Origin of the sequence: Microbacterium sp. A8/3-1 (assembly GCF_040267695.1) — a bacterium.
GTDB classification, from domain to species: Bacteria; Actinomycetota; Actinomycetes; order Actinomycetales; family Microbacteriaceae; genus Microbacterium; species Microbacterium luteolum.
Genome location: NZ_CP158357.1, coordinates 4,346,319 through 4,363,946, shown reverse-complemented (window position 1 = coordinate 4,363,946; position 17,628 = coordinate 4,346,319). Strand labels below are relative to the sequence as shown.

Annotated in this window: 19 protein-coding genes and 1 pseudogene; 16 read left to right on the top strand and 4 right to left on the bottom strand. The window is 65.9% G+C overall.

Annotated elements, in window-relative coordinates:
- Position 1: 1 nt before the first annotated feature.
- The 12 genes and pseudogenes from ABS642_RS21450 (at position 2) to ABS642_RS21395 (ending at position 9,197) form a co-directional block, all read left to right on the top strand.
- Positions 2-646: an RraA family protein gene (locus tag ABS642_RS21450; RefSeq protein ID WP_350351694.1), complete on the top strand. Its 645-nt coding sequence runs from the start codon at positions 2-4 to the stop codon at positions 644-646.
- Positions 643-1,695, top strand: a complete 1,053-nt coding sequence (locus ABS642_RS21445; RefSeq protein ID WP_350351693.1) for a D-2-hydroxyacid dehydrogenase — start codon at positions 643-645, stop codon at positions 1,693-1,695. The genes ABS642_RS21450 and ABS642_RS21445 overlap by 4 nt, the downstream gene beginning before the upstream one ends.
- 9 nt (positions 1,696-1,704) lie before the next feature.
- The gene (locus ABS642_RS21440) at positions 1,705-2,478 is read left to right on the top strand and encodes an SDR family oxidoreductase (RefSeq protein ID WP_350351692.1); all 774 of its coding nucleotides are present in this window, start codon (positions 1,705-1,707) and stop codon (positions 2,476-2,478) included.
- The gene (locus ABS642_RS21435; protein ID WP_350351691.1) at positions 2,468-3,526 is read left to right on the top strand and encodes an L-idonate 5-dehydrogenase; all 1,059 of its coding nucleotides are present in this window, start codon (positions 2,468-2,470) and stop codon (positions 3,524-3,526) included. The genes ABS642_RS21440 and ABS642_RS21435 overlap by 11 nt, the downstream gene beginning before the upstream one ends.
- Positions 3,523-4,071 carry a gluconokinase gene (locus tag ABS642_RS21430; RefSeq protein WP_350351690.1) on the top strand — a complete coding sequence of 183 codons (549 nt, stop codon included), beginning with the start codon at positions 3,523-3,525 and terminating at the stop codon, positions 4,069-4,071. Before ABS642_RS21435 ends, ABS642_RS21430 begins: the two co-directional genes overlap by 4 nt.
- 15 nt (positions 4,072-4,086) lie before the next feature.
- Positions 4,087-4,827 carry a hypothetical protein gene (locus tag ABS642_RS21425; protein WP_350351689.1) on the top strand — a complete coding sequence of 247 codons (741 nt, stop codon included), beginning with the start codon at positions 4,087-4,089 and terminating at the stop codon, positions 4,825-4,827.
- 178 nt (positions 4,828-5,005) lie between these two features.
- Positions 5,006-6,508: an MFS transporter gene (locus ABS642_RS21420; protein ID WP_350351688.1), complete on the top strand. Its 1,503-nt coding sequence runs from the start codon at positions 5,006-5,008 to the stop codon at positions 6,506-6,508.
- Positions 6,509-6,526: 18 nt separating this feature from the next.
- Positions 6,527-7,066 carry a TetR family transcriptional regulator gene (locus ABS642_RS21415; protein ID WP_350351687.1) on the top strand — a complete coding sequence of 180 codons (540 nt, stop codon included), beginning with the start codon at positions 6,527-6,529 and terminating at the stop codon, positions 7,064-7,066.
- A gap of 22 nt (positions 7,067-7,088) precedes the next feature.
- Positions 7,089-7,424, top strand: a pseudogene (locus ABS642_RS21410) (hypothetical protein); the annotation flags it as partial.
- A gap of 113 nt (positions 7,425-7,537) precedes the next feature.
- A complete protein-coding gene (locus tag ABS642_RS21405; protein ID WP_350351686.1) occupies positions 7,538-8,476 on the top strand; it encodes a hypothetical protein in 939 nt (312 codons plus the stop codon).
- A complete protein-coding gene (locus ABS642_RS21400) occupies positions 8,473-8,856 on the top strand; it encodes a DUF3817 domain-containing protein (RefSeq protein WP_350351685.1) in 384 nt (127 codons plus the stop codon). Before ABS642_RS21405 ends, ABS642_RS21400 begins: the two co-directional genes overlap by 4 nt.
- 89 nt (positions 8,857-8,945) lie before the next feature.
- Positions 8,946-9,197 (top strand): hypothetical protein, encoded by a 252-nt coding sequence (locus ABS642_RS21395; RefSeq protein WP_350351684.1) that lies wholly within the window; start codon positions 8,946-8,948, stop codon positions 9,195-9,197.
- On the opposite strand, the gene ABS642_RS21390 is transcribed toward ABS642_RS21395, so the two are convergent.
- From ABS642_RS21390 to fdhD, 3 genes are read right to left on the bottom strand one after another with little or no spacing between them, the layout of a single operon-like run.
- The gene (locus ABS642_RS21390; RefSeq protein WP_350351683.1) at positions 9,175-9,807 is read right to left on the bottom strand and encodes an NAD(P)H-binding protein; all 633 of its coding nucleotides are present in this window, start codon (positions 9,805-9,807) and stop codon (positions 9,175-9,177) included. The two genes, ABS642_RS21395 and ABS642_RS21390, sit on opposite strands and share 23 nt — an antisense overlap.
- A complete protein-coding gene (locus tag ABS642_RS21385; protein ID WP_350351682.1) occupies positions 9,804-12,110 on the bottom strand; it encodes an FdhF/YdeP family oxidoreductase in 2,307 nt (768 codons plus the stop codon). The genes ABS642_RS21390 and ABS642_RS21385 overlap by 4 nt, the downstream gene beginning before the upstream one ends.
- The gene (fdhD, locus tag ABS642_RS21380; RefSeq protein ID WP_350351681.1) at positions 12,110-12,919 is read right to left on the bottom strand and encodes a formate dehydrogenase accessory sulfurtransferase FdhD; all 810 of its coding nucleotides are present in this window, start codon (positions 12,917-12,919) and stop codon (positions 12,110-12,112) included. Before fdhD ends, ABS642_RS21385 begins: the two co-directional genes overlap by 1 nt.
- Here fdhD and ABS642_RS21375 point away from each other — a divergent pair.
- Positions 12,809-13,615 (top strand): NTP transferase domain-containing protein, encoded by an 807-nt coding sequence (locus tag ABS642_RS21375; RefSeq protein WP_350351680.1) that lies wholly within the window; start codon positions 12,809-12,811, stop codon positions 13,613-13,615. The genes fdhD and ABS642_RS21375 overlap by 111 nt on opposite strands.
- The gene (locus ABS642_RS21370; protein WP_350351679.1) at positions 13,612-14,790 is read left to right on the top strand and encodes a molybdopterin molybdotransferase MoeA; all 1,179 of its coding nucleotides are present in this window, start codon (positions 13,612-13,614) and stop codon (positions 14,788-14,790) included. Before ABS642_RS21375 ends, ABS642_RS21370 begins: the two co-directional genes overlap by 4 nt.
- Here the strand turns inward: ABS642_RS21370 and ABS642_RS21365 are convergent.
- The gene (locus ABS642_RS21365) at positions 14,738-15,127 is read right to left on the bottom strand and encodes a Rid family hydrolase (RefSeq protein ID WP_350351678.1); all 390 of its coding nucleotides are present in this window, start codon (positions 15,125-15,127) and stop codon (positions 14,738-14,740) included. The two genes, ABS642_RS21370 and ABS642_RS21365, sit on opposite strands and share 53 nt — an antisense overlap.
- Before the next feature lie 114 nt (positions 15,128-15,241).
- Here ABS642_RS21365 and ABS642_RS21360 point away from each other — a divergent pair, with 114 nt between their 5' ends.
- Positions 15,242-16,510 (top strand): FAD-dependent oxidoreductase, encoded by a 1,269-nt coding sequence (locus ABS642_RS21360; RefSeq protein ID WP_350351677.1) that lies wholly within the window; start codon positions 15,242-15,244, stop codon positions 16,508-16,510.
- Between the two features lie 124 nt (positions 16,511-16,634).
- Positions 16,635-17,621 (top strand): sugar ABC transporter substrate-binding protein, encoded by a 987-nt coding sequence (locus tag ABS642_RS21355; protein ID WP_350351676.1) that lies wholly within the window; start codon positions 16,635-16,637, stop codon positions 17,619-17,621.
- Positions 17,622-17,628: the final 7 nt, after the last annotated feature.

The following is a 17,628-nucleotide window of genomic DNA, read 5'->3' as shown; positions in this document are numbered from 1 at the left end:
CATGACCGAGACCAACATCGCCATCGCCCCCACCTGGGAGCGCCCCTCCGCCGAGACGCTCGCCCGCTTCGCCGCGCACTCCACCGCCAACCTCGGCGACGGACTCGAGCGGCTCGACATCGTCGACGCCGGCATCGCGCCGATCTGGCCCGGTTCGCGCATCGTCGGCAGCGCCCTCACCGTGCTCACCACCGCCGGAGACAACAAGGCCGTGATCGAGGCACTCGACCACATCCAGCCGGGCGACGTGGTCATCATCAACGCCGGCGGATACGACGGCCGCGCGATCCTGGGCGACAACCTCGCCCAGCGCTTCGACCTCTTCGGCGCCACCGGCGCCATCGTCGACGGATGCGTCCGCGACCGCGACATCATCGAGTCACTCCGGTTCCCGGTCTTCGCTCGTGGGCTGACCCCCGCAGGCCCCTACAAGAACGGTCCAGGACGCATCGGTGTCCCCGTCGCACTCGGCGGCGTGGTCGTCTCGCCGGGAGACATCGTGGTCGCCGACTCTGACGGCGTGATCGTGATCCCGCCGTCTCGGGTCGAGGCGGCTCTCGCCGGGGCCGATGCCATCGTCGCGCTCGAAGCAGAGAAGGACGCCGAGGTCGTCGAGCTGCGCGCGGCTCGCGAGGCGCAGCGATGACCCCGGACCGACTTCGCGTCGTCGTCGCCGCACCGCTCTCCGATGAAGACGCCGCACGGATCGTCGAGCTCGAGCCCCGCATCGACCTCGTACACGAGCCCGCGCTGCTGCCGCCGATGCGGCACGCCGCCGACTTCTCGGGAGACCCCGCCTTCCGCCGCAGCGCCGAGCAGCAGCAGCGGTTCGAGGACTTGATCGACGGCGCGGACGCGCTGTACGGCATCCCCGACGTCGACCCCGCAGCCCTGGCCCGCGCCGTGCGCGCGAACCCGTCGCTCGCCTGGGTGCAGACGATGGCAGCGGGTGGCGGTGCACAGGTGCGCGCCGCCGCCCTGACCGACGACGAGCTGCAACGCGTGACCATCACCACGAGCGCAGGCGTGCACGGAGGTCCGCTGGCGGAGTTCGCCGTCTTCGGCATCTTCGCCGGCGCGAAGGACCTGCCACGCCTCACGGCCCAGAAGTCCGACCGGGAGTGGAGCGGACGCTGGGCCATGCGCCAGGTGTCCGACCTCACCGTTCTCGTACTCGGGCTCGGCGGCATCGGCACCGAGACGGCTCGTGCGCTCGTCGGGCTGGGCGCCAACGTCGTCGCGTTCCACCGCAGCGGTGACGGCGTCGTCGACGGCGCCCAGATCGAGCCCCTCGCGAACCTCGGGCAGCACCTGCCGCGGGCCGACGCCGTGGTCGTCACCCTGCCCGGCACCTCATCGACCGAGGGAATGCTGGACGACGAGTTCTTCGGCGCGCTCAAGCCGAGCGCCACTATCGTCAACGTCGGCCGCGGCACCGTCATCGACGAGGCAGCCCTCATGCGCGCCCTCGCGAACGGACAGGTCGGCTTCGCCGCACTCGACGTCTTCGCTGTCGAGCCGCTCGACGCATCGAGCCCGCTGTGGACTCACCCCGCCGTGGTGATCAGCCCGCACACCGCAGCCCTGGACCCGCGGGAGGAGCGCCGGATCGCCGAGCTCTTCGCAGACAACGCCGCACGGTTCCTCGACGGTCGCGAGCTGCGCAACGTCGTCGACACCGTCGAGTTCTACTGAGGACCAACCATGACTGAATCGCTGTTCAACCTTGCGGGCAAGACCGCGCTCATCACCGGATCCACGCGCGGGATCGGAGCAGCCCTCGCCGAAGGGCTCGCTCGATCCGGCGCCGACATCGTGATCAACGGCACGACCGATGCGGGGGTGGCAGATGCCGTCGCGCGTCTCGCGGCATCTGCCCCCGACGTGACCGTCTCGGGCCGCGCCTTCGACATCACCGATGACGTCGCCGTCGAGGCCGCGATCGCCGCGATCGAGTCCGAACAAGGCCCGATCGACATCCTGGTGAACAACGCCGGCATCCAGCACCGAGTGCCGATGGTCGACCTCGATGTCGCCGACTGGGAGCGGGTCGTGGCCGTGAACCTCACGGCGCCCTTCCTGGTCGGGCGTGCGGTCGCCCGCCGCATGCTCACCCGCGGGGCGGGGAAGATCATCAACATCTGCTCGATCCAGACCGAGCTCGCGCGCCCGTCGATCGCCCCCTACACGGCGACCAAGGGTGGTCTTCGCAACCTCACCCGCGCGATGACCGCCGAGTGGGCGAAGCACGGGCTTCAGATCAACGGCATCGCGCCCGGCTACATCCGCACCGAGATGACGCAGGCGCTCATCGACGACCCCGCCTTCAACTCGTGGGTCGTCGGCCGCACCCCCGCCGAGCGCTGGGGCGAGGTGCAGGATCTCATCGGCCCGGCCGTCTGGCTCGCCTCGGACGCCTCGGCCTACGTGAACGGCCAGGTCGTGTTCGTGGACGGAGGGATGAGCGTTGTCGTCTGACCTCTCCCCCGTCCCCCCAGCATCCGTGCGGGCGATCGTCGCCCACGCCACCGACGACGTCCGCGTCGAGACCGTGCCGCTGCGCGCACCGTCCGCCGACGAAGCCGTCATCCAGGTCATCTACGGCGGCATCTGCGGATCGGATCTGCACTACTGGAAGCACGGCGCCGCCGGACAGTCGATCCTCCGCGAGCCGATGGTGCTCGGGCACGAGGTGGTGGGCACAGTGGTCACCCCTGCGCGCGACGGGTCAGGGCCCGCTGCGGGAACTCCCGTGACGGTGCACCCGGCTCGCTACGCCGAATCGCCCGTGCGGTTCCCGGCCGACCGGCCGAACATCTCAGGTGGCGTCACCTACCTCGGCTCCGCCGCGCGTCTTCCACACACAGCCGGCGGCTTCGCCGACCACGTCGCCCTGCCGACCGGCATGCTCCGAGAGCTTCCGGCGGGAGTTCCCCTGCGCACAGCCGCGCTCATCGAACCCGCGAGCGTCGCCTGGCACGCCGTCAACCGTGCCGGCGACCTCGCCGGCAAGCGGGTGCTCGTGATCGGCGCTGGCCCGATCGGCTCTCTCATCGTCGCCGCAGCACGGGCACGAGGCGCGGCCGAGATCATCGCCGTCGACCTGCACGAGCGGCCGCTGCGCGTCGCCACCGAGGTCGGCGCCACGACCACCCTGCTGGCCACCGAGACAGAGGCTGTCCTCGCGGTCGATGCGGACGTAACTCTCGAGTCGTCGGGAAACCCGCGCGGGCTCGCCTCGGCGATCGGCGGAACCACTCGAGGCGGCAGGGTCGTGATGGTGGGCCTACAGCCCGACGGCAACCAGCCGGTACCGATCGCGACCGCCATCACTCGGGAGATCGATCTGGTCGGCTCCTTCCGCTTCCACGACGAGATCGATGACGTGATCCGGGCACTCGGCGACGGGACCCTCCACATCGACCCGGTCATCACCCACGAGTTCGCGCTCGATGACGCTCTCGCCGCGTTCGAGGCGGCGCTCGACTCGACCGCATCCGGCAAGGTCCTGGTGAAGTTCTCATGACGGCATCCGCCTCTCCCCCCGCCCCGCTCGTCGTCGTGATGGGCGCCTCCGGCTGCGGCAAGTCGAGCGTCGGCGCGGCCTTGGCCGCGCGACTCGGAGTGCCTTTCCAGGACGCGGATGACCTGCATCCGGCCTCGAACATCGCGAAGATGTCGGCGGGCGTCCCGCTCACCGACGAGGACCGTGCCCCGTGGCTTCGGATCGTTGGAGCCGAGCTGCACCGCCAGGAGAACATCGGTCTCGTGATCGCTTGCTCCGCGCTCCGGCAGGTGTACCGCGACACGATCCGCGAGCATGCGCCCCGCGTCTTCTTCGTGCATCTCGACGTCAAGAAAGAGGTCCTCGCCGCGCGGCTGTTCATGCGCAGCGAGCATTTCATGCCGCTGGACCTGCTCGAATCGCAATTGGCGACCCTCGAGCCGCTCGCCCCCGAGGAACCCGGCATCACCGTCGACGCGACGCAGAAGATCCATGCGATCGTGAGCGGTGCCGAGGACGTGGTGAGAGAGCGCGGCCGCACCCGCGCCGCCGCGCCGCTGATCTGAGCCGACCGAGCAACGATGACAAACCGCATCCCCCACGGCAGCCCCGCAGGGTACGAGGCCGGATGCCGCACGCGCTCCGCGTGCCCGCACGGCGACCTCTCGCCCTGGGTCACGTGCGCCGAGGCATCTGTGCGCAGGCGCTCGGACTATCGCCTGTGGCAGCTGCCCCTCGACCAGCCGATCCCCCGCACCGGCACCGTGGACGACGCCCCGCGTGCGCCTGAGGCCCCGCAGCCTTCACCGACCGCCAGCGACCTCGACGCTCACGGCACGCTCGGCGGGTATCGTCGCGGATGCCATCGCGACCGGCTCTGCCCGAACTGGACCATCGGGCGCACGACCTGCGCCGGTGCACGACGGGAGTACATCCGCGAGTACCGCGAACGCCGGTTCCGGAGCGAGGGCCACACCATCACGCACGGCACGACCTACGGCTACTACCTCGGATGCCGCGACCGCCGCACCTGCCCCGGCGGAGCCGACGCAGTCACATGCTCCGATGCGCAAGCCGCCCGCAAGCGCGAGATCGCCGCGGCTGCCGGCATCCCTCCCAGGGTCGACCCCGTCGACTCCCTGCCCGCCTCCGAGCGGGTCTGGGCGCTCCGAGCGGAGGGGTACTCGCTGCGTGAGATCGCGCGACTCACGGGCTGCGGGCACACCACCATCGCCGAGCTCGCCAAGACGGGATCGGGGCGCCGATCGCAGATCACCCCGGAGACGCTGCAGCGGATACTCGGGTCACGGGTCGAGCGCTGATTCGAGGGAGTCCAGATTCCGAGCGGTGCGAGATCAGATGATCGCGCTGATGCTGCACCCTGACCGTGGAGAAAGCCGGTTCCCCATGCCCTCTCGTCGGGGTGGGACTACTTGCTCGAGGCAAACTTTACCAAACGGATGGTATAGTTTGAGTCGCAATCAAGAAAGATCTGGTGGAATGAATCTCTCGAAGCGCCAACGCTGGGCTCTGCTGGCGACGGTCGGAGCAGGTCTCCTGCTCATCACTCTGGACAACTCGATTCTCTACACGGCATTGCCCACCCTCGAAGAGGATCTCGGCGCAACCGGTTCTCAGAGCTTGTGGATCATCAATGCGTACCCGGTGGTGATGGCGGGTCTCCTGCTGGGTTCCGGCACCCTCGGCGACCGAGTCGGGCATCGTCGGATGTTCTTGATCGGCCTGGTCATCTTCGGACTTGCATCGCTCGGCGCTGCCTTCTCCCCTTCGCCCGGGACGCTCATCGCAGCACGCGCGGTGCTCGCTGTGGGCGCCGCCGCCATGATGCCCGCCACGCTCGCGCTGATTCGTGTCTCGTTCACCATCGAGCGAGAGCGGAACTTCGCGATCGCGGTCTGGGGCAGCCTGTCCGTCGTCGGCGCAGCCCTGGGGCCGATCGTGGGCGGTGTGCTCCTCGAGCACTTCTGGTGGGGCTCGGTCTTCCTCATCAATGTGCCTGTCGTCATCGTCGCTCTCATCGCAGCTCTCGTCCTTGCCCCTGCGAATGACCCCGATCCGTCGAAGAAGTGGGACTTCATCTCCTCACTGCAGGCCATGATCGGTCTGGTGGGCGCGGTCTTCTTCATCAAGGAGCTCGCACACTCACCGCAGAACTGGGCTGTCGTGGCCGGCGGGGCACTCGCCGCCACGGTAGGATTCTGGCTCTTCGCACGGCGCCAGCGGCAGTTGAAGGAGCCCCTCGTCGACTTCGCGATCTTCCGCAACCCCGCATTCACCTCGGGCGTTGTAGCGGCCGCCTTCGCGATGTTCGCGATCGGTGGCTCGCAGCTTGTTACGACCCAACGTTTCCAGCTCGTCGAGGGTTTCACTCCCCTGCAGGCGGGCCTCCTGGTAGCGACAATCGCCATCGGCTCTCTGCCGACCGCGCTTCTTGGAGGCGCGTTTCTTCATCGCACCGGGCTTCTCCCCCTCATTTCGGGCGGGCTCGCCGCAGCTACTCTCGGTGTCGTTCTCATCATCGTCAGCGTCCAGACCGATGCCTTCGGATTGCTTATCGCCGGCCTTCTGGTCACGGGTGCGGGCCTTGGCGCGGCCATGTCCGTGGCATCGACAGCGATCGTCGGCAATGTTCCCCCGCGACGTGCGGGAATGGCAGCGTCGATGGAAGAGGTGTCATACGAGTTCGGCTCCCTCACGGCCGTCGCGTTGCTCGGCAGTCTGCTCTCCTTCGTATACACGGCTACGGTGACCCTGCCAGGCGGTACATCCGATGCAGCGCGTGAGAGCATCTCGTCCGCGTTGGCGGTCGCAAACGGCGATCAGTCGGTTATCGACGCGGCGAACGCCGCTTTCGAGAACGGGTTCCTCGTCACCATGATCATCCTCGCCGTCGTGCTGGCGATCGGTGCGACTGTCACTGCGCGGCTGCTCCGCCACCACGGACCCGGTACGCAGTCACAGGCGTTTGCCGGTAACCACTGAAGCAAGGGGATAAAGAAGATGCGTCTGAGCAAACGAGATCACATCCTTGACGCGGCACTCTCCGTGGTCGAGCACAACGGCGTGGCAGCACTTACTTACGAAGCCGTGTCGGAACGCTCAGGAATCACGAAGAGCGGCCTTCTTTACCACTTCTCGTCGAAGGAGGCTTTGCTTGTGGCGTTGCATGAACGGCTCGCAGAACTCTGGGAGGACGAGCTTGTGTCCTCGCTCGGCGGCCCGCCCGAGGCTGCTACCGCCACGGAGAGGCTGCGCGCGTATGCCGAAGTGAGCGCGAGGAGCGCCTCTGGTCCAGAGCTACGGCTCATGCTCGAGGCGACCATAAACCCGGAGTTCGATCGACCCTGGAAGCGTGTGATCGCTCGCTGGCTGCCGGATCCATCTGGGATCGACCCCGAGGATCCCGATGCCATGCAAATCCTCATCGCGCGGCTCGCAGCCGACGGGCTCTGGATGGCGGATTCCCTGAACACCCTCCCCCTCGCGTCGTCCTTGCGGACCGCCATCGCACGGCATCTCACCGAGAAACTACTGGGCTGACCCGACCGGCTCTTCTTTGTTCATGGTGGCGCGCCCATCGCGCTGCCGACTTCCGCGTCCACATGGAGCACCCAACATGACTGATTCGCCTCCGATCACACACAGCCCCAATCTTCCGTTCGACCCGAAAGTCGCGCTGTACTCGAGCTCGCTCGGAAGCTTCACCCCCTATGAGTTCAGCGACTTTCGAACGGAAGAGGAGTCCTGGAAGAACACCGCCTACCTGCACGCCGGACTCAACCCGCCGTCCCCGTTCCGGTTAAGCGGCCCCGACGCACTTCGATTGCTTCGCGACGCATCCATCAACGACTTTACGAAGTTCTCGATCGGAGCCTCGAAGCACGCGGTGATGTGCAACTCACAAGGTCACGTGATGGCCGACGGCATGGTACTGCGTACGGGCGACGAGGAGTTCATCAGCTTCTTCCTCAACCGTACATCGACTACCTCGTCGATTCAGGGCGGTACCAGGTGTCTGGCGAAGACCTCAGCGGCAAGCTCTTCCTGTTCCAGGTGGGGGGCCCGCTCGCGCTGGACGTCATTCAGGCCGCCACCGGCGAGGACTTCGCCGATCTCGACTTCATCTGGCATCGCGAATCCACTATCGCCAAGCCAGATGGCTCGCTGATGAATGTCCGCGTGTATCGCCTCGGAGTCGCAGGCACTCTCGCGTATGAGGTCCATGGATCGATCGATGATGCTCCGGATGTATATCGAGCGCTCCAGAAGGCAGGAGAACCGTCGGGGCTTGTCCGACTGGGGCTGCGCGCATACGGGTTGAACCACACCGAGAACGGATTTGCGCAGTCTTTCCTCCACTTCCTTCCGGCTTACACCGAAGACCCCGACTTCCTGCAGTACCTGGGCGCTGAGCCCGAGGAGGTCTTCGCAGCCCTTCCAGGAAGCGCGGGTTCCGACCCGTCCAAGCCGTACTTCACGCCATACGAACTCGGCTGGGGGCACATGATCACCTTCGACCACCCGTTCGTGGGAAGCGAAGCTCTGAAGTCGACCCGCACGACGCGCGGACCCGTGACCCTCATATGGGAGCCAACTGACGTCGTTGATGTCTATGCGTCGCAGTTCACCCCGGGCGCCGAGGCCCAATTCATGGACTTCGCCGCCAACCCGATCTGGACAGGTGACAGCACCATCGTCTTCAGCGATGATGTGCGCGTCGACGGGGAGCTCGTGGGAATCTCCTCCGGACGCATGTTCAGCAGCAGTTACAGTTCGATGCTCTCCCTAGCGATCCTGGACCTCGAGCACTCCGCAGAGGGAAACCGGGTCGAGATCACCTGGGGCGACCCCAGCACACATCAGATGACCATCCGGGCGGCGGTGGGCCGCTACCCCCGCCTGGAACTGCCGAAGAACCGCGACATCACTCTTTCGGGCAGCGCGACGTGAGCCGCACGGGCAGGCTCTTCTCCTTCGTCGCGCTGGGTGAGGCGGTCACGTGGGCGGGGCTTCTCATCGGGATGTTCCTCAAGTACGTCACGGACACGACAGATCTCGGCGTTTTCATCTTCGGCCGCTTACACGGCGGCATGTTCCTCGTGTACTTCGTCGTCGCCGTTTACGCCGCGGTGAAGCTCCAATGGCCGTGGTGGGTGAGTGTTCTGGCGATTCTGGCTGCGGTCCCTCCTCTCGTCACACTTCCGCTCGAGGTAGCCCTCCGGCGTCATAACCTTCTTCACGCGCGCAATGATCGACGACCGAGCAAGCTCATGAAGCGGCGTCGTGGCGCAGTCGACGACGCGCCGTTGTCGGGTGTCGGTTCCGAGTAGACGGCTCTCTGAGATCTTGGAGACGGCCGTTGCACAGACCGGACTCTCGCGGCCGACCGTTGACATCTCAGTGCATCACCCACATCACGATGAGGCCGCTCGTCATCGCCGGGGATTCCGTCTTGAGCACTCTGCTCCCGCGCCTCGAGGACTGGCCGATCATGCCCGTCGACTATGCAGGGTTTTGGTTAAAGCCGTACGGTTTCCTCGATCAGAACCCCGCGATGGACGTCCCGGAGTCGTCACAGGCGCACGGCGCGAACAGCTCGCGGGTGCCGCGGCGGCGGAAGCACGTGCACCTGCGAGCACTGAGCGCGTTCACCGGAGCGTTCGCACCGTGAATCTCTCGCGGTGATGCCTCGGATGCTCGAGCTCGTCGACGAACGCGACAGCGAAGTCGCCGGTGGTCACGAAGCTTTCCCCGTCGCGGCCACGAAGCAGCGTGTCCTCTCCGAGAACCACGGCGCCAGTCGCCGGCCCCGGACCGATGACGTCGGACGGCGAGAGGTAGACCCAGTCCACAGCGTCGCCTCGCTCGCGGAGCGCCTCGAGAGCAGCCTTCTGAGCGAGCGCGGAGGGCCGCGAGCCCGGGTCGAAGTCGCTCGCATCGAGGCGCTGCTTCGGTCCATCGAAGAGGCTCCCCGCACCCCCGACGACGAGCAGGCGCCCGCTCCTCGTCTGCTTTGCGGCCGTGAGCAGAGGGGCCACCGCGTCGACCACGACGTCGTGATCACCTCGCCCGGCCCCGCCGATGCACGACATGATGGCGTCGGTTTCCACAGCAGCACGCACGAGGGTCGCCTCGTCCCGCACGTCGACCACGACGCTGCGGGGGTGCTCCGAGGTCGAGTTCGAGCGCACTCCCGCGATGACCTCGTGTCCGCGAACAATGAGCTCAGCCGAGACCGCCGTGCCGATCATCCCGGACGATCCCAGAACGAGAACCTTCACGCGCGCGTCTGCCGCTCGGCCGGTTCGAGACGGATGATGACAGCCTTGGACGCGGGAGTGTTGCTGTAGTCGGAGACACTGAGAAGAGGAACGAGAACGTTCGCCTCCGGATAGTAGGCGGCAGCGCAACCGCGGGCCGTCGGGTACGAGACCACGCGGTAGTTCCTCAAGACCCGATCGGGGTCGTCCTTCCATTCGCTGAAGATGTCCACCCGCTGACCGTCGTGCAGCCCGCGTTCCGCGAGATCGTCGGGATTGACGAAGATCACGTCACGCCCCTTCTTGATGCCTCGATACCGATCGTTCAAGCTGTAGATGGTGGTGTTGAACTGATCATGGGAACGCATCGTCTGGAGGATCAATCGACCCGCGGGCCGTTCGAGCGGCTCGAGATGATTCACCGTCACCATCGCCTTGCCCGACGCCGTGTCGAAGCGGCGGGCGTCGCGAGGGCCGTTGGGCAGGATGAAGCCGCCCTTCCGACGGATGTCCTCGTTGAACGATTCGAACCCCGGAACGACCCGGCTGATTCGGTCTCGGATGAGGTCGTAGTCCTGCTCGAACCCCTCCCAGTCGATGTCCACGGACCCGTCGAGCGTCTCTCTGGCCAAGCGGCAGACGATGGCGACTTCAGAGAGGATGCCCGGCGCGACAGGGGGCACCTTCCCGTGGCTGGCGTGCACAGCACAGACACTGTCCTCGACCGAGACGAACTGCGGTCTCCCTCCCTGGAGATCGATCTCCGTGCGTCCGAGCGTGGGGAGGATCAGCGCCTCTTCGCCGGTCACGACATGGGAACGGTTGAGTTTGGTCGACACCTGCACCGTGAGGGCGGTGCCCCTCATCGCCGCCTCAGAGACCTCGGTGTCCGAGATCGCGGCGATGAAGTTGCCTCCCATGGCGAAGAACACCTTGATGTCTCCGTTCTGCATCCCGGCGACGGTCTGCAGCGCATCGGCGCCGTGAGCGCGGGGCGGAGCGAAGTCGAACTCCTCGGCGAGCGCGTCCATGAACGGTTCGGGCATCTGCTCCCAGATGCCCATGGTGCGGTCTCCCTGCACATTGCTGTGACCGCGGATGGGCGATGCCCCCGCACCGGGCTTGCCGATGTTCCCCCTCAGCAACAGGAGATTGATCACCTCTTTGAGCGTGCCCACGGCGTTCTTCTGTTGCGTGAGGCCCATCGCCCAGGTGATGATCACCCGCTCCGACCGGATATAGAGGTCCGCCACGAGGTCGATCTCCTCCAGCGTGAGCCCCGTGGCCTCGAGAACTGCCGCGTCATCGACATCTCGGATGTGCTCCATGAACTCGCCCAGCCCGAGCGTGTACTCGGACAGGAAGTCGTGATCCAGCACAGTCCCGGGCGCCGCGTCTTCCGCTTCGACGACACGCCGAGCGACAGCCTGCAACAGTGCCATGTCACCACTCGATCGGATCTGGAGGAAGTGATCCGCGATGGCGGTCCCCTTCCCGAGAATTCCGCGCACCTTCTGCGGGTTCTTGTAACGGATGAGGCCGGCTTCGGGGAGAGGGTTCACGGCGACGATCGTCGCACCGTTGCGCTTGGCATCCTCGAGAGCGCTCAGCATTCGCGGATGATTGGTACCGGGATTCTGGCCCATCACGATGATGAGGTCCGAGTTCTCGAAGTCCTCGTAGGCGATGGTCGACTTGCCGATGCCGATGGTCTCCGTGAGCGCCGTGCCCGTGGACTCATGGCACATGTTGGAGCAGTCGGGCAGGTTGTTGGTGCCGAACGCGCGCGCGAACAGCTGATACGCGAAGGCGGTCTCGTTCGCGGTACGGCCACTCGTGTAGAACGCTGCCTCATCCGGCGACCTCAGCGCCTTCAGATGTCCGGCGATGATCTGGAATGCACGATCCCAGGAGACAGGCTCATAGTGATCGGCCCCCCGAGGCTTGTACACGGGTTCCGTCAGCCTTCCCTGCATCCCCAGCCAGTATTCCGATTTGTCCAGCAGGCTGGTGAGCGAGTTCTCCTCCCAGAAGGCTCGAGGCACGATCACAGGGGTGGCTTCCCATGTGACGGCCTTCGCACCGTTCTCGCAGAATTCGAGCATGTTTCGGTGACCGGGATCGGGCCAGGCGCAGCTCATGCAATCGAAGCCGCTCTTCTGATTGATGGCGGTCATCAACCTCGCGGTGCGAAGGGCACCCATCTCCTTGATCGCCGGCTCCATGGAGTGAAGAATGGCCGGCACGCCGACCGCCCACTCCTTGTTGTGCCCGACCTCGAGGTCCGGATAATCGCCACCTGTGGGAATGTGCTTGTCAGACATCACACGACCGCTTTCTGTGCGGCGACGATACGCCGCGATTCGGAGTACACGACCATCGACGATCCCCGGAGGAATCCGACCACGGTGAGACCGACATCGCGAGCGAGGTCGATCGCCAAGGAGGAGGGAGCCGACACGGCGGCGAGCACGGGAATACCAGCCATGGAAGCCTTCTGCACGAGTTCGAAGCTCGCTCGACCGGAGACCATCAGCACGGTTCCGCTCAACGGAAGACGCCGCTCGAGGAGGGCCCAGCCGACGACCTTGTCGACCGCATTGTGGCGTCCCACGTCTTCCCGCAGCACGAGCATCCTGCCGGACTCCGCGTCGAACAGGGCCGCCGCATGCAGTCCACCCGTCCGGTCGAACACCTCCTGCCCTTCGCGCAATCTGCCCGGGAGGGTGATCAGGAGATCCTCGGCGACGACAGCGTCGTCCTGATCCACCGCATACGCCGACCGCGTGCGCACCGCGTCGATGGAGGCCTTGCCGCAGAGCCCGCACGAACTCGTCATGAAGAAGTTGCGCTGCGTGTTCGAGTCGGGGAGCGGCACTCCCGGGGCCAACACGATGTCGAGGACGTTGTAAGTATTGCCCTCGTCAGCGCTCTCGCCGGCGCAATAACGAACGGAGAAGAGGTCATCGCCTCTCGAGATGATCCCCTCGGAGATGAGGAAGCCCGCCGCAAGCTCGAAGTCATGACCGGGGGTTCTCATCGTGATCGCGAGCGGCGCACCTGCGACCCGGATCTCGAGCGGTTCCTCGACAGCGAGGACGTCCTCGCGGTTGGCGCGCGACTCGCCGACCACGATCCGCACCACCCGCTTGCGAGCTATTATTCGACCCATAGAGACCGATTATCGCACAACCAAATCGATCAGGCATATGCTTTCGGGATGGAGTTCGATGCGATAAACCCCGCCGGCGGCCGAGGCTCGCGCCTCGGCGGAGAGCGGAAAGAGCGGCTCGTCCGTGCCGACGAACCTCTTCTCTCCCTGGCCATCCGAGCCACCGAGAGTGCGCGACGCATTGTCATCGTCGGCGACGTCGCGGCGCGAGAGGGCGTGATGACGACGAGGGAGGACCCCCCGTTCGCTGGTCCGGTGGCTGCGATCGCGGCGGGTCTCGCGCAGATCCCCCGCGAGGACGAGTCCTTCGTACTCGTCCTCGCATGCGACGTTCCGGATGCCGTCAAGGCGCTGCCCTACCTCCGGAGGCAGGTCGGCAAGGAACGCTCGGCAGACGGCGTGATCGCGGTCGATGAGCACGGTGTGGATCAGTACCTCCTCGCCATCTATTCGACCCATTCGCTGCGACACGCCCTGCGGACGGAACGTCCTTCCTCGATGCGACAGGTCATCGAGGGCCTCACTCTCACGCGTGTTCGCGTACCGCCCGGTTCCACTCGCGATGTTGACACGTGGACGGACGCCGCGGAGCTCGGCGTGAGCAAGCAGGAGGAGACTCATGCTCTCAGCTCGGCGCTCGGGGATCTCGCATCGTGACCACGCGCCTCCCCTGGGCCGAGGCCAGACAGGCCGCCCACGCAGCGGGACAGTCGCGCTCGCTCCTTCCCGAGCTGCTGCCTCTCGACAAGAGCATCGGGAGGCTGCTCGCCGTCGACGTCACCACATCGATCGACATCCCTCACTTCGCATCGTCGGCGATGGACGGCTGGGCCGTGACCGGGGAAGGACCATGGCGCGTCACGAGGGCCGGCCGACGCGCCGGCGAAGCCCGCAAGGTCGTCACGGGCGACGTCGTCTTCGACGATGAGTTCGCGGTGTTGCGCCTCGAGAGTGGAACGACGGACGAGGACATCCTGTTCTCGGCCCGCCTCGACGAGCCCCGACCGGGTCAACATGTCCGGCCGACGGCCGCAGAGGCCGACCATGGTGAAACCCTCATCCGCAAGGGAACTCTGCTCAACCCCGCGCACATCGCCTTGGCGGCATCTGCAGGTATCGACCACCTCGAGGTGAGTGCGGAACCCGGGGTCCACCTGCTTCTGACCGGTGACGAGGTCATCACCCAGGGCGTGCCGGGGGTCGGTCAGGTCAGGGACAGCTTCGGAGTTCAGCTGCCCGCGGTGTTGCGGCTGCTCGGCGCCGAGGTTCGGGAGTCATCGAGAGTCCGAGACGACCTCACGGCGACGTCGCAGGCCATCGAGGAATCCACGGCACCCCTCGTCATCTCGACGGGCGGCACCGGCAGCTCATCAGCCGACCATGTACGCCGCGCACTGCGCGGGCTTGGCGCCGACATCCTCGTGGACGGAATCGCCATGCGCCCCGGCGGACCCTCTCGAATCGCCCGACTACCCGATGGGCGCCTCATCGTCTGCCTCCCCGGGAACCCGCTCGCCGCGATGGTCGTCGCCATTTCGATTCTCGAGCCGCTGATCGCGGGCATGGCGGGACGCGACCCCCGCGCCTTCGACCTGACGCGCGGACTTCATTTCGAGGGTCGCCCCGGATCGACCTTGCTGGTCCCCGTCCAGGTTCGAGACCAGCGGCCTTCTCCCGCCGCATGGCGGGGTGCAGCGATGATGCGGGGCCTCGCCGATGCTGACGCCCTGCTGGTCGTGCCCGAGGCAGGATGCGGGCTCGACGACCCCGCTCGACTCCTCACTCTGCCGTGGCGGCAGGCGTCACCAGCCTGGCTCCTCGGTGCGCGATGAGTTCGAGCTCGAACTTCAGGAACGGCTCCACGAGCTGACCGATGATCAGGATGCCGCACGCCGGTCGCGGTTCGGGGAGAAGCTCTTTCATCACGTCGTTGACCGTGTCGACATCCGCCCGATCGGTCACCACGATGCGGTAGAACACGACCTCCGCGAGCGAACTCTGCACATCGGCCAAGAGCTCGCGAACGGTATCGATGGTCGAGCGGACCTGCTCCTCGACCGTGTCGCCGGAAGCTGCGACACCGCTCAGGAAGATCAGATCATCTCCCGCCACCACGTTGGCGAAGGGATGAATGTGCGCGGGTCCCGGAACCGCAGCGTAGGTCGTCATGGGATTCCCTCCTCAGAAGCGTTCGGTTTGCCAAACGCTAGCATCTACAGCCACCCTGGTGGCTATTATTTAAACTATAAAGCTCTAATATCGGCAACAAGGGATGAGTAGAGGATGCTGCAGGACGACATCGTGGTGGTCGGCGCAGGGCAAGCCGCTGTACATTTCGCAGATTCGATGCGGAAGCTGGGGTTCGACGGGAGACTCACCATCATCGGAGATGAGACGGACCTGCCGTATCAGCGTCCACCGCTGAGTAAGGAATCGCTCAAGAGCCTCGATGAGGCGCCCAGCGCGCTGCCCCTCCGCGGACCGTCGTTCTTCGAACAGAAGCGAGTGATCCTGAGAACTCCGCATCGCGCGGTCCGCATCGCTCGCGACCGACACGACGTGGAGCTCGAGTCCGGGGAGATGATTCCGTACGCGAAACTCGTGATCGCCACAGGCGTGCGCAACCGCAGACTCGGCGTTGCGGGAGAGGACGCGGTCGGCGTCCACAGCATCCGGACGGTCGATGACAGCCGCGCCGTATGGGCGCACCTCTCGACCGCACGCCGACCCGTCGTGATCGGCGCCGGCTTCATCGGACTGGAGTTCGCCGCCGCAGCGGCTCACCGAGGGCTTCCGGTGACGGTCATCGCGTCGTCACAAGCGCCGATGCGTCGCTCACTCACCCCACACATGTCCCAGTGGTTCCGCACCGAACTGGCGCGACGTGGAATCTCCGTCCTGTACGGGCAGCAGGTGCACTCGATCTCCGTCGATGCGCGGGGCAATGCGTCCGGGGTGCGACTCCTTTCGGGTGAAGTGATCGAGGCCGATCTGGTTCTCGTGGCCGTCGGCGTCCACGCCAACGACGAACTCGCCGTGTCATCAGGATTGCAGGTCGACGATGGGATCGTGGTCGATTCCGACCTCGTCACCTCCGATCCGGACATCTACGCCCTCGGCGACTGTGCACGGTATCCGAGCCGCCATGCCCGCCGCTTCGCTCGCCTCGAATCCGTGCAGAATGCCTCAGGGCACGCGGAGCACCTGGCTGCTGTTCTCGCCGGAGGCGGGGAGGGGACCCCTGATGGATACAGCGAAGTGCCGTGGTTCTGGAGTCATCAAGGCGACCTGAAGCTGAACATCGTGGGCATCCCCGGACCGGAATCGGTGACCATCGTTCGCGGCGACGAACGCGACGGGTCCTTCTCGGTGTTCGCCTTCACGGAAGGAGAGCTCGTGTGCGTGGAGTCGGTGAACGCGACGGGCGACCACATGGCCGCCCGTCGCATTCTCACGGCTCGCCGACTGCCTTCCATGCAGCAGATCGCCGACCCGGAGTTCGACCTCAAGGCGTTCTCGAAGTCAGAATCGCGCGTCGCTGAAAATCATTGACCTTGCCGATAATCGTTGCTACCGTTCCGTAAAACGATCACGGGTATCGAGTGGGGCATCCCGTGACTCCCTATCGAGTCAGGAGGTTCCCGAGATGAAAATGAATCGAGTTCGACGTTGGGCCATGGTGGGCGCAGTCGCCCTGCTGCCCGTGCTAGCGGCATGTTCGACAGGCGGACAGACGTCGCCCACGGATGATGGTTCCGACGGCACCAAGCCGGTCAACATCGCTTTCCTCGGCTACATCGGAGGCGACTTCCCTGAAGCCGTCGCCCAGGGTGCGGAGGACGTCGTCAGCGCTGACGGCGGAACAGTCACGTCGTTCGATGCGCACTTCGATCCGCAGGAGCAGATCTCCCAGTGCCAGGACGCGATCACGAGCGGAAGATTCCAGGCGATCATTCTCGTGCCGGTCGACCCGGCGACGGGCGTTCCCTGCGCCGCCGCAGCTGCCGCAGCAGGGATCCCCGTGGCGACGATGGAGACCGCCGTCGGCACGGATCCATATGCGCTCGAACCTCAGGTCGACGGCGTGGTGGCGGTAGCGGTGACGCCGTTGGAGTCACAGGTCTCTGTCGACGTGGAGCTCATCAAGGAGGCGTGCGCTGGCGCGAGCCCGTGCGAGATCATCGCCGAGATCTCCTCGCCCACAGACCGATGGACCAACGACCTGATCAACGGAATCGAAACGGCTCTCGGCTCTGACGCCTCAGTCGTACAGAAAGTCGTCAGCCAGTACGACCCGGGCCAGATCGCGAAGGCCCTGCCCGACGCGCTCAATGCTCACCCGGACGCTCAGGTATTCTTCGCTGTTTCCGACCAGAGCGCCCTTGCCGCGATTCCCGTGATCGCGCAAGCGGGGAAGACAGAGCAGGTGAAGATCATCGGCCTGGGGGGCAGCGGGCAGGCGACCGAGGCGGTGGCGGATGGAACCCTGTTCGGCACGACCGCGACCTGGCCGCTCCAGACCGGAAAGCTCCTGGCCGAAGCGTTGATCGAGTCCGTCTCCGGCAGCGAGATCACGCAAGCCTCCGTCGACCTGCTGAAGATCGACACTCCTGTGCTCATCACCGGCGAGACCGTCGGCGAGTTCAAACCCGAGTGGGGCTGAGCGGCGC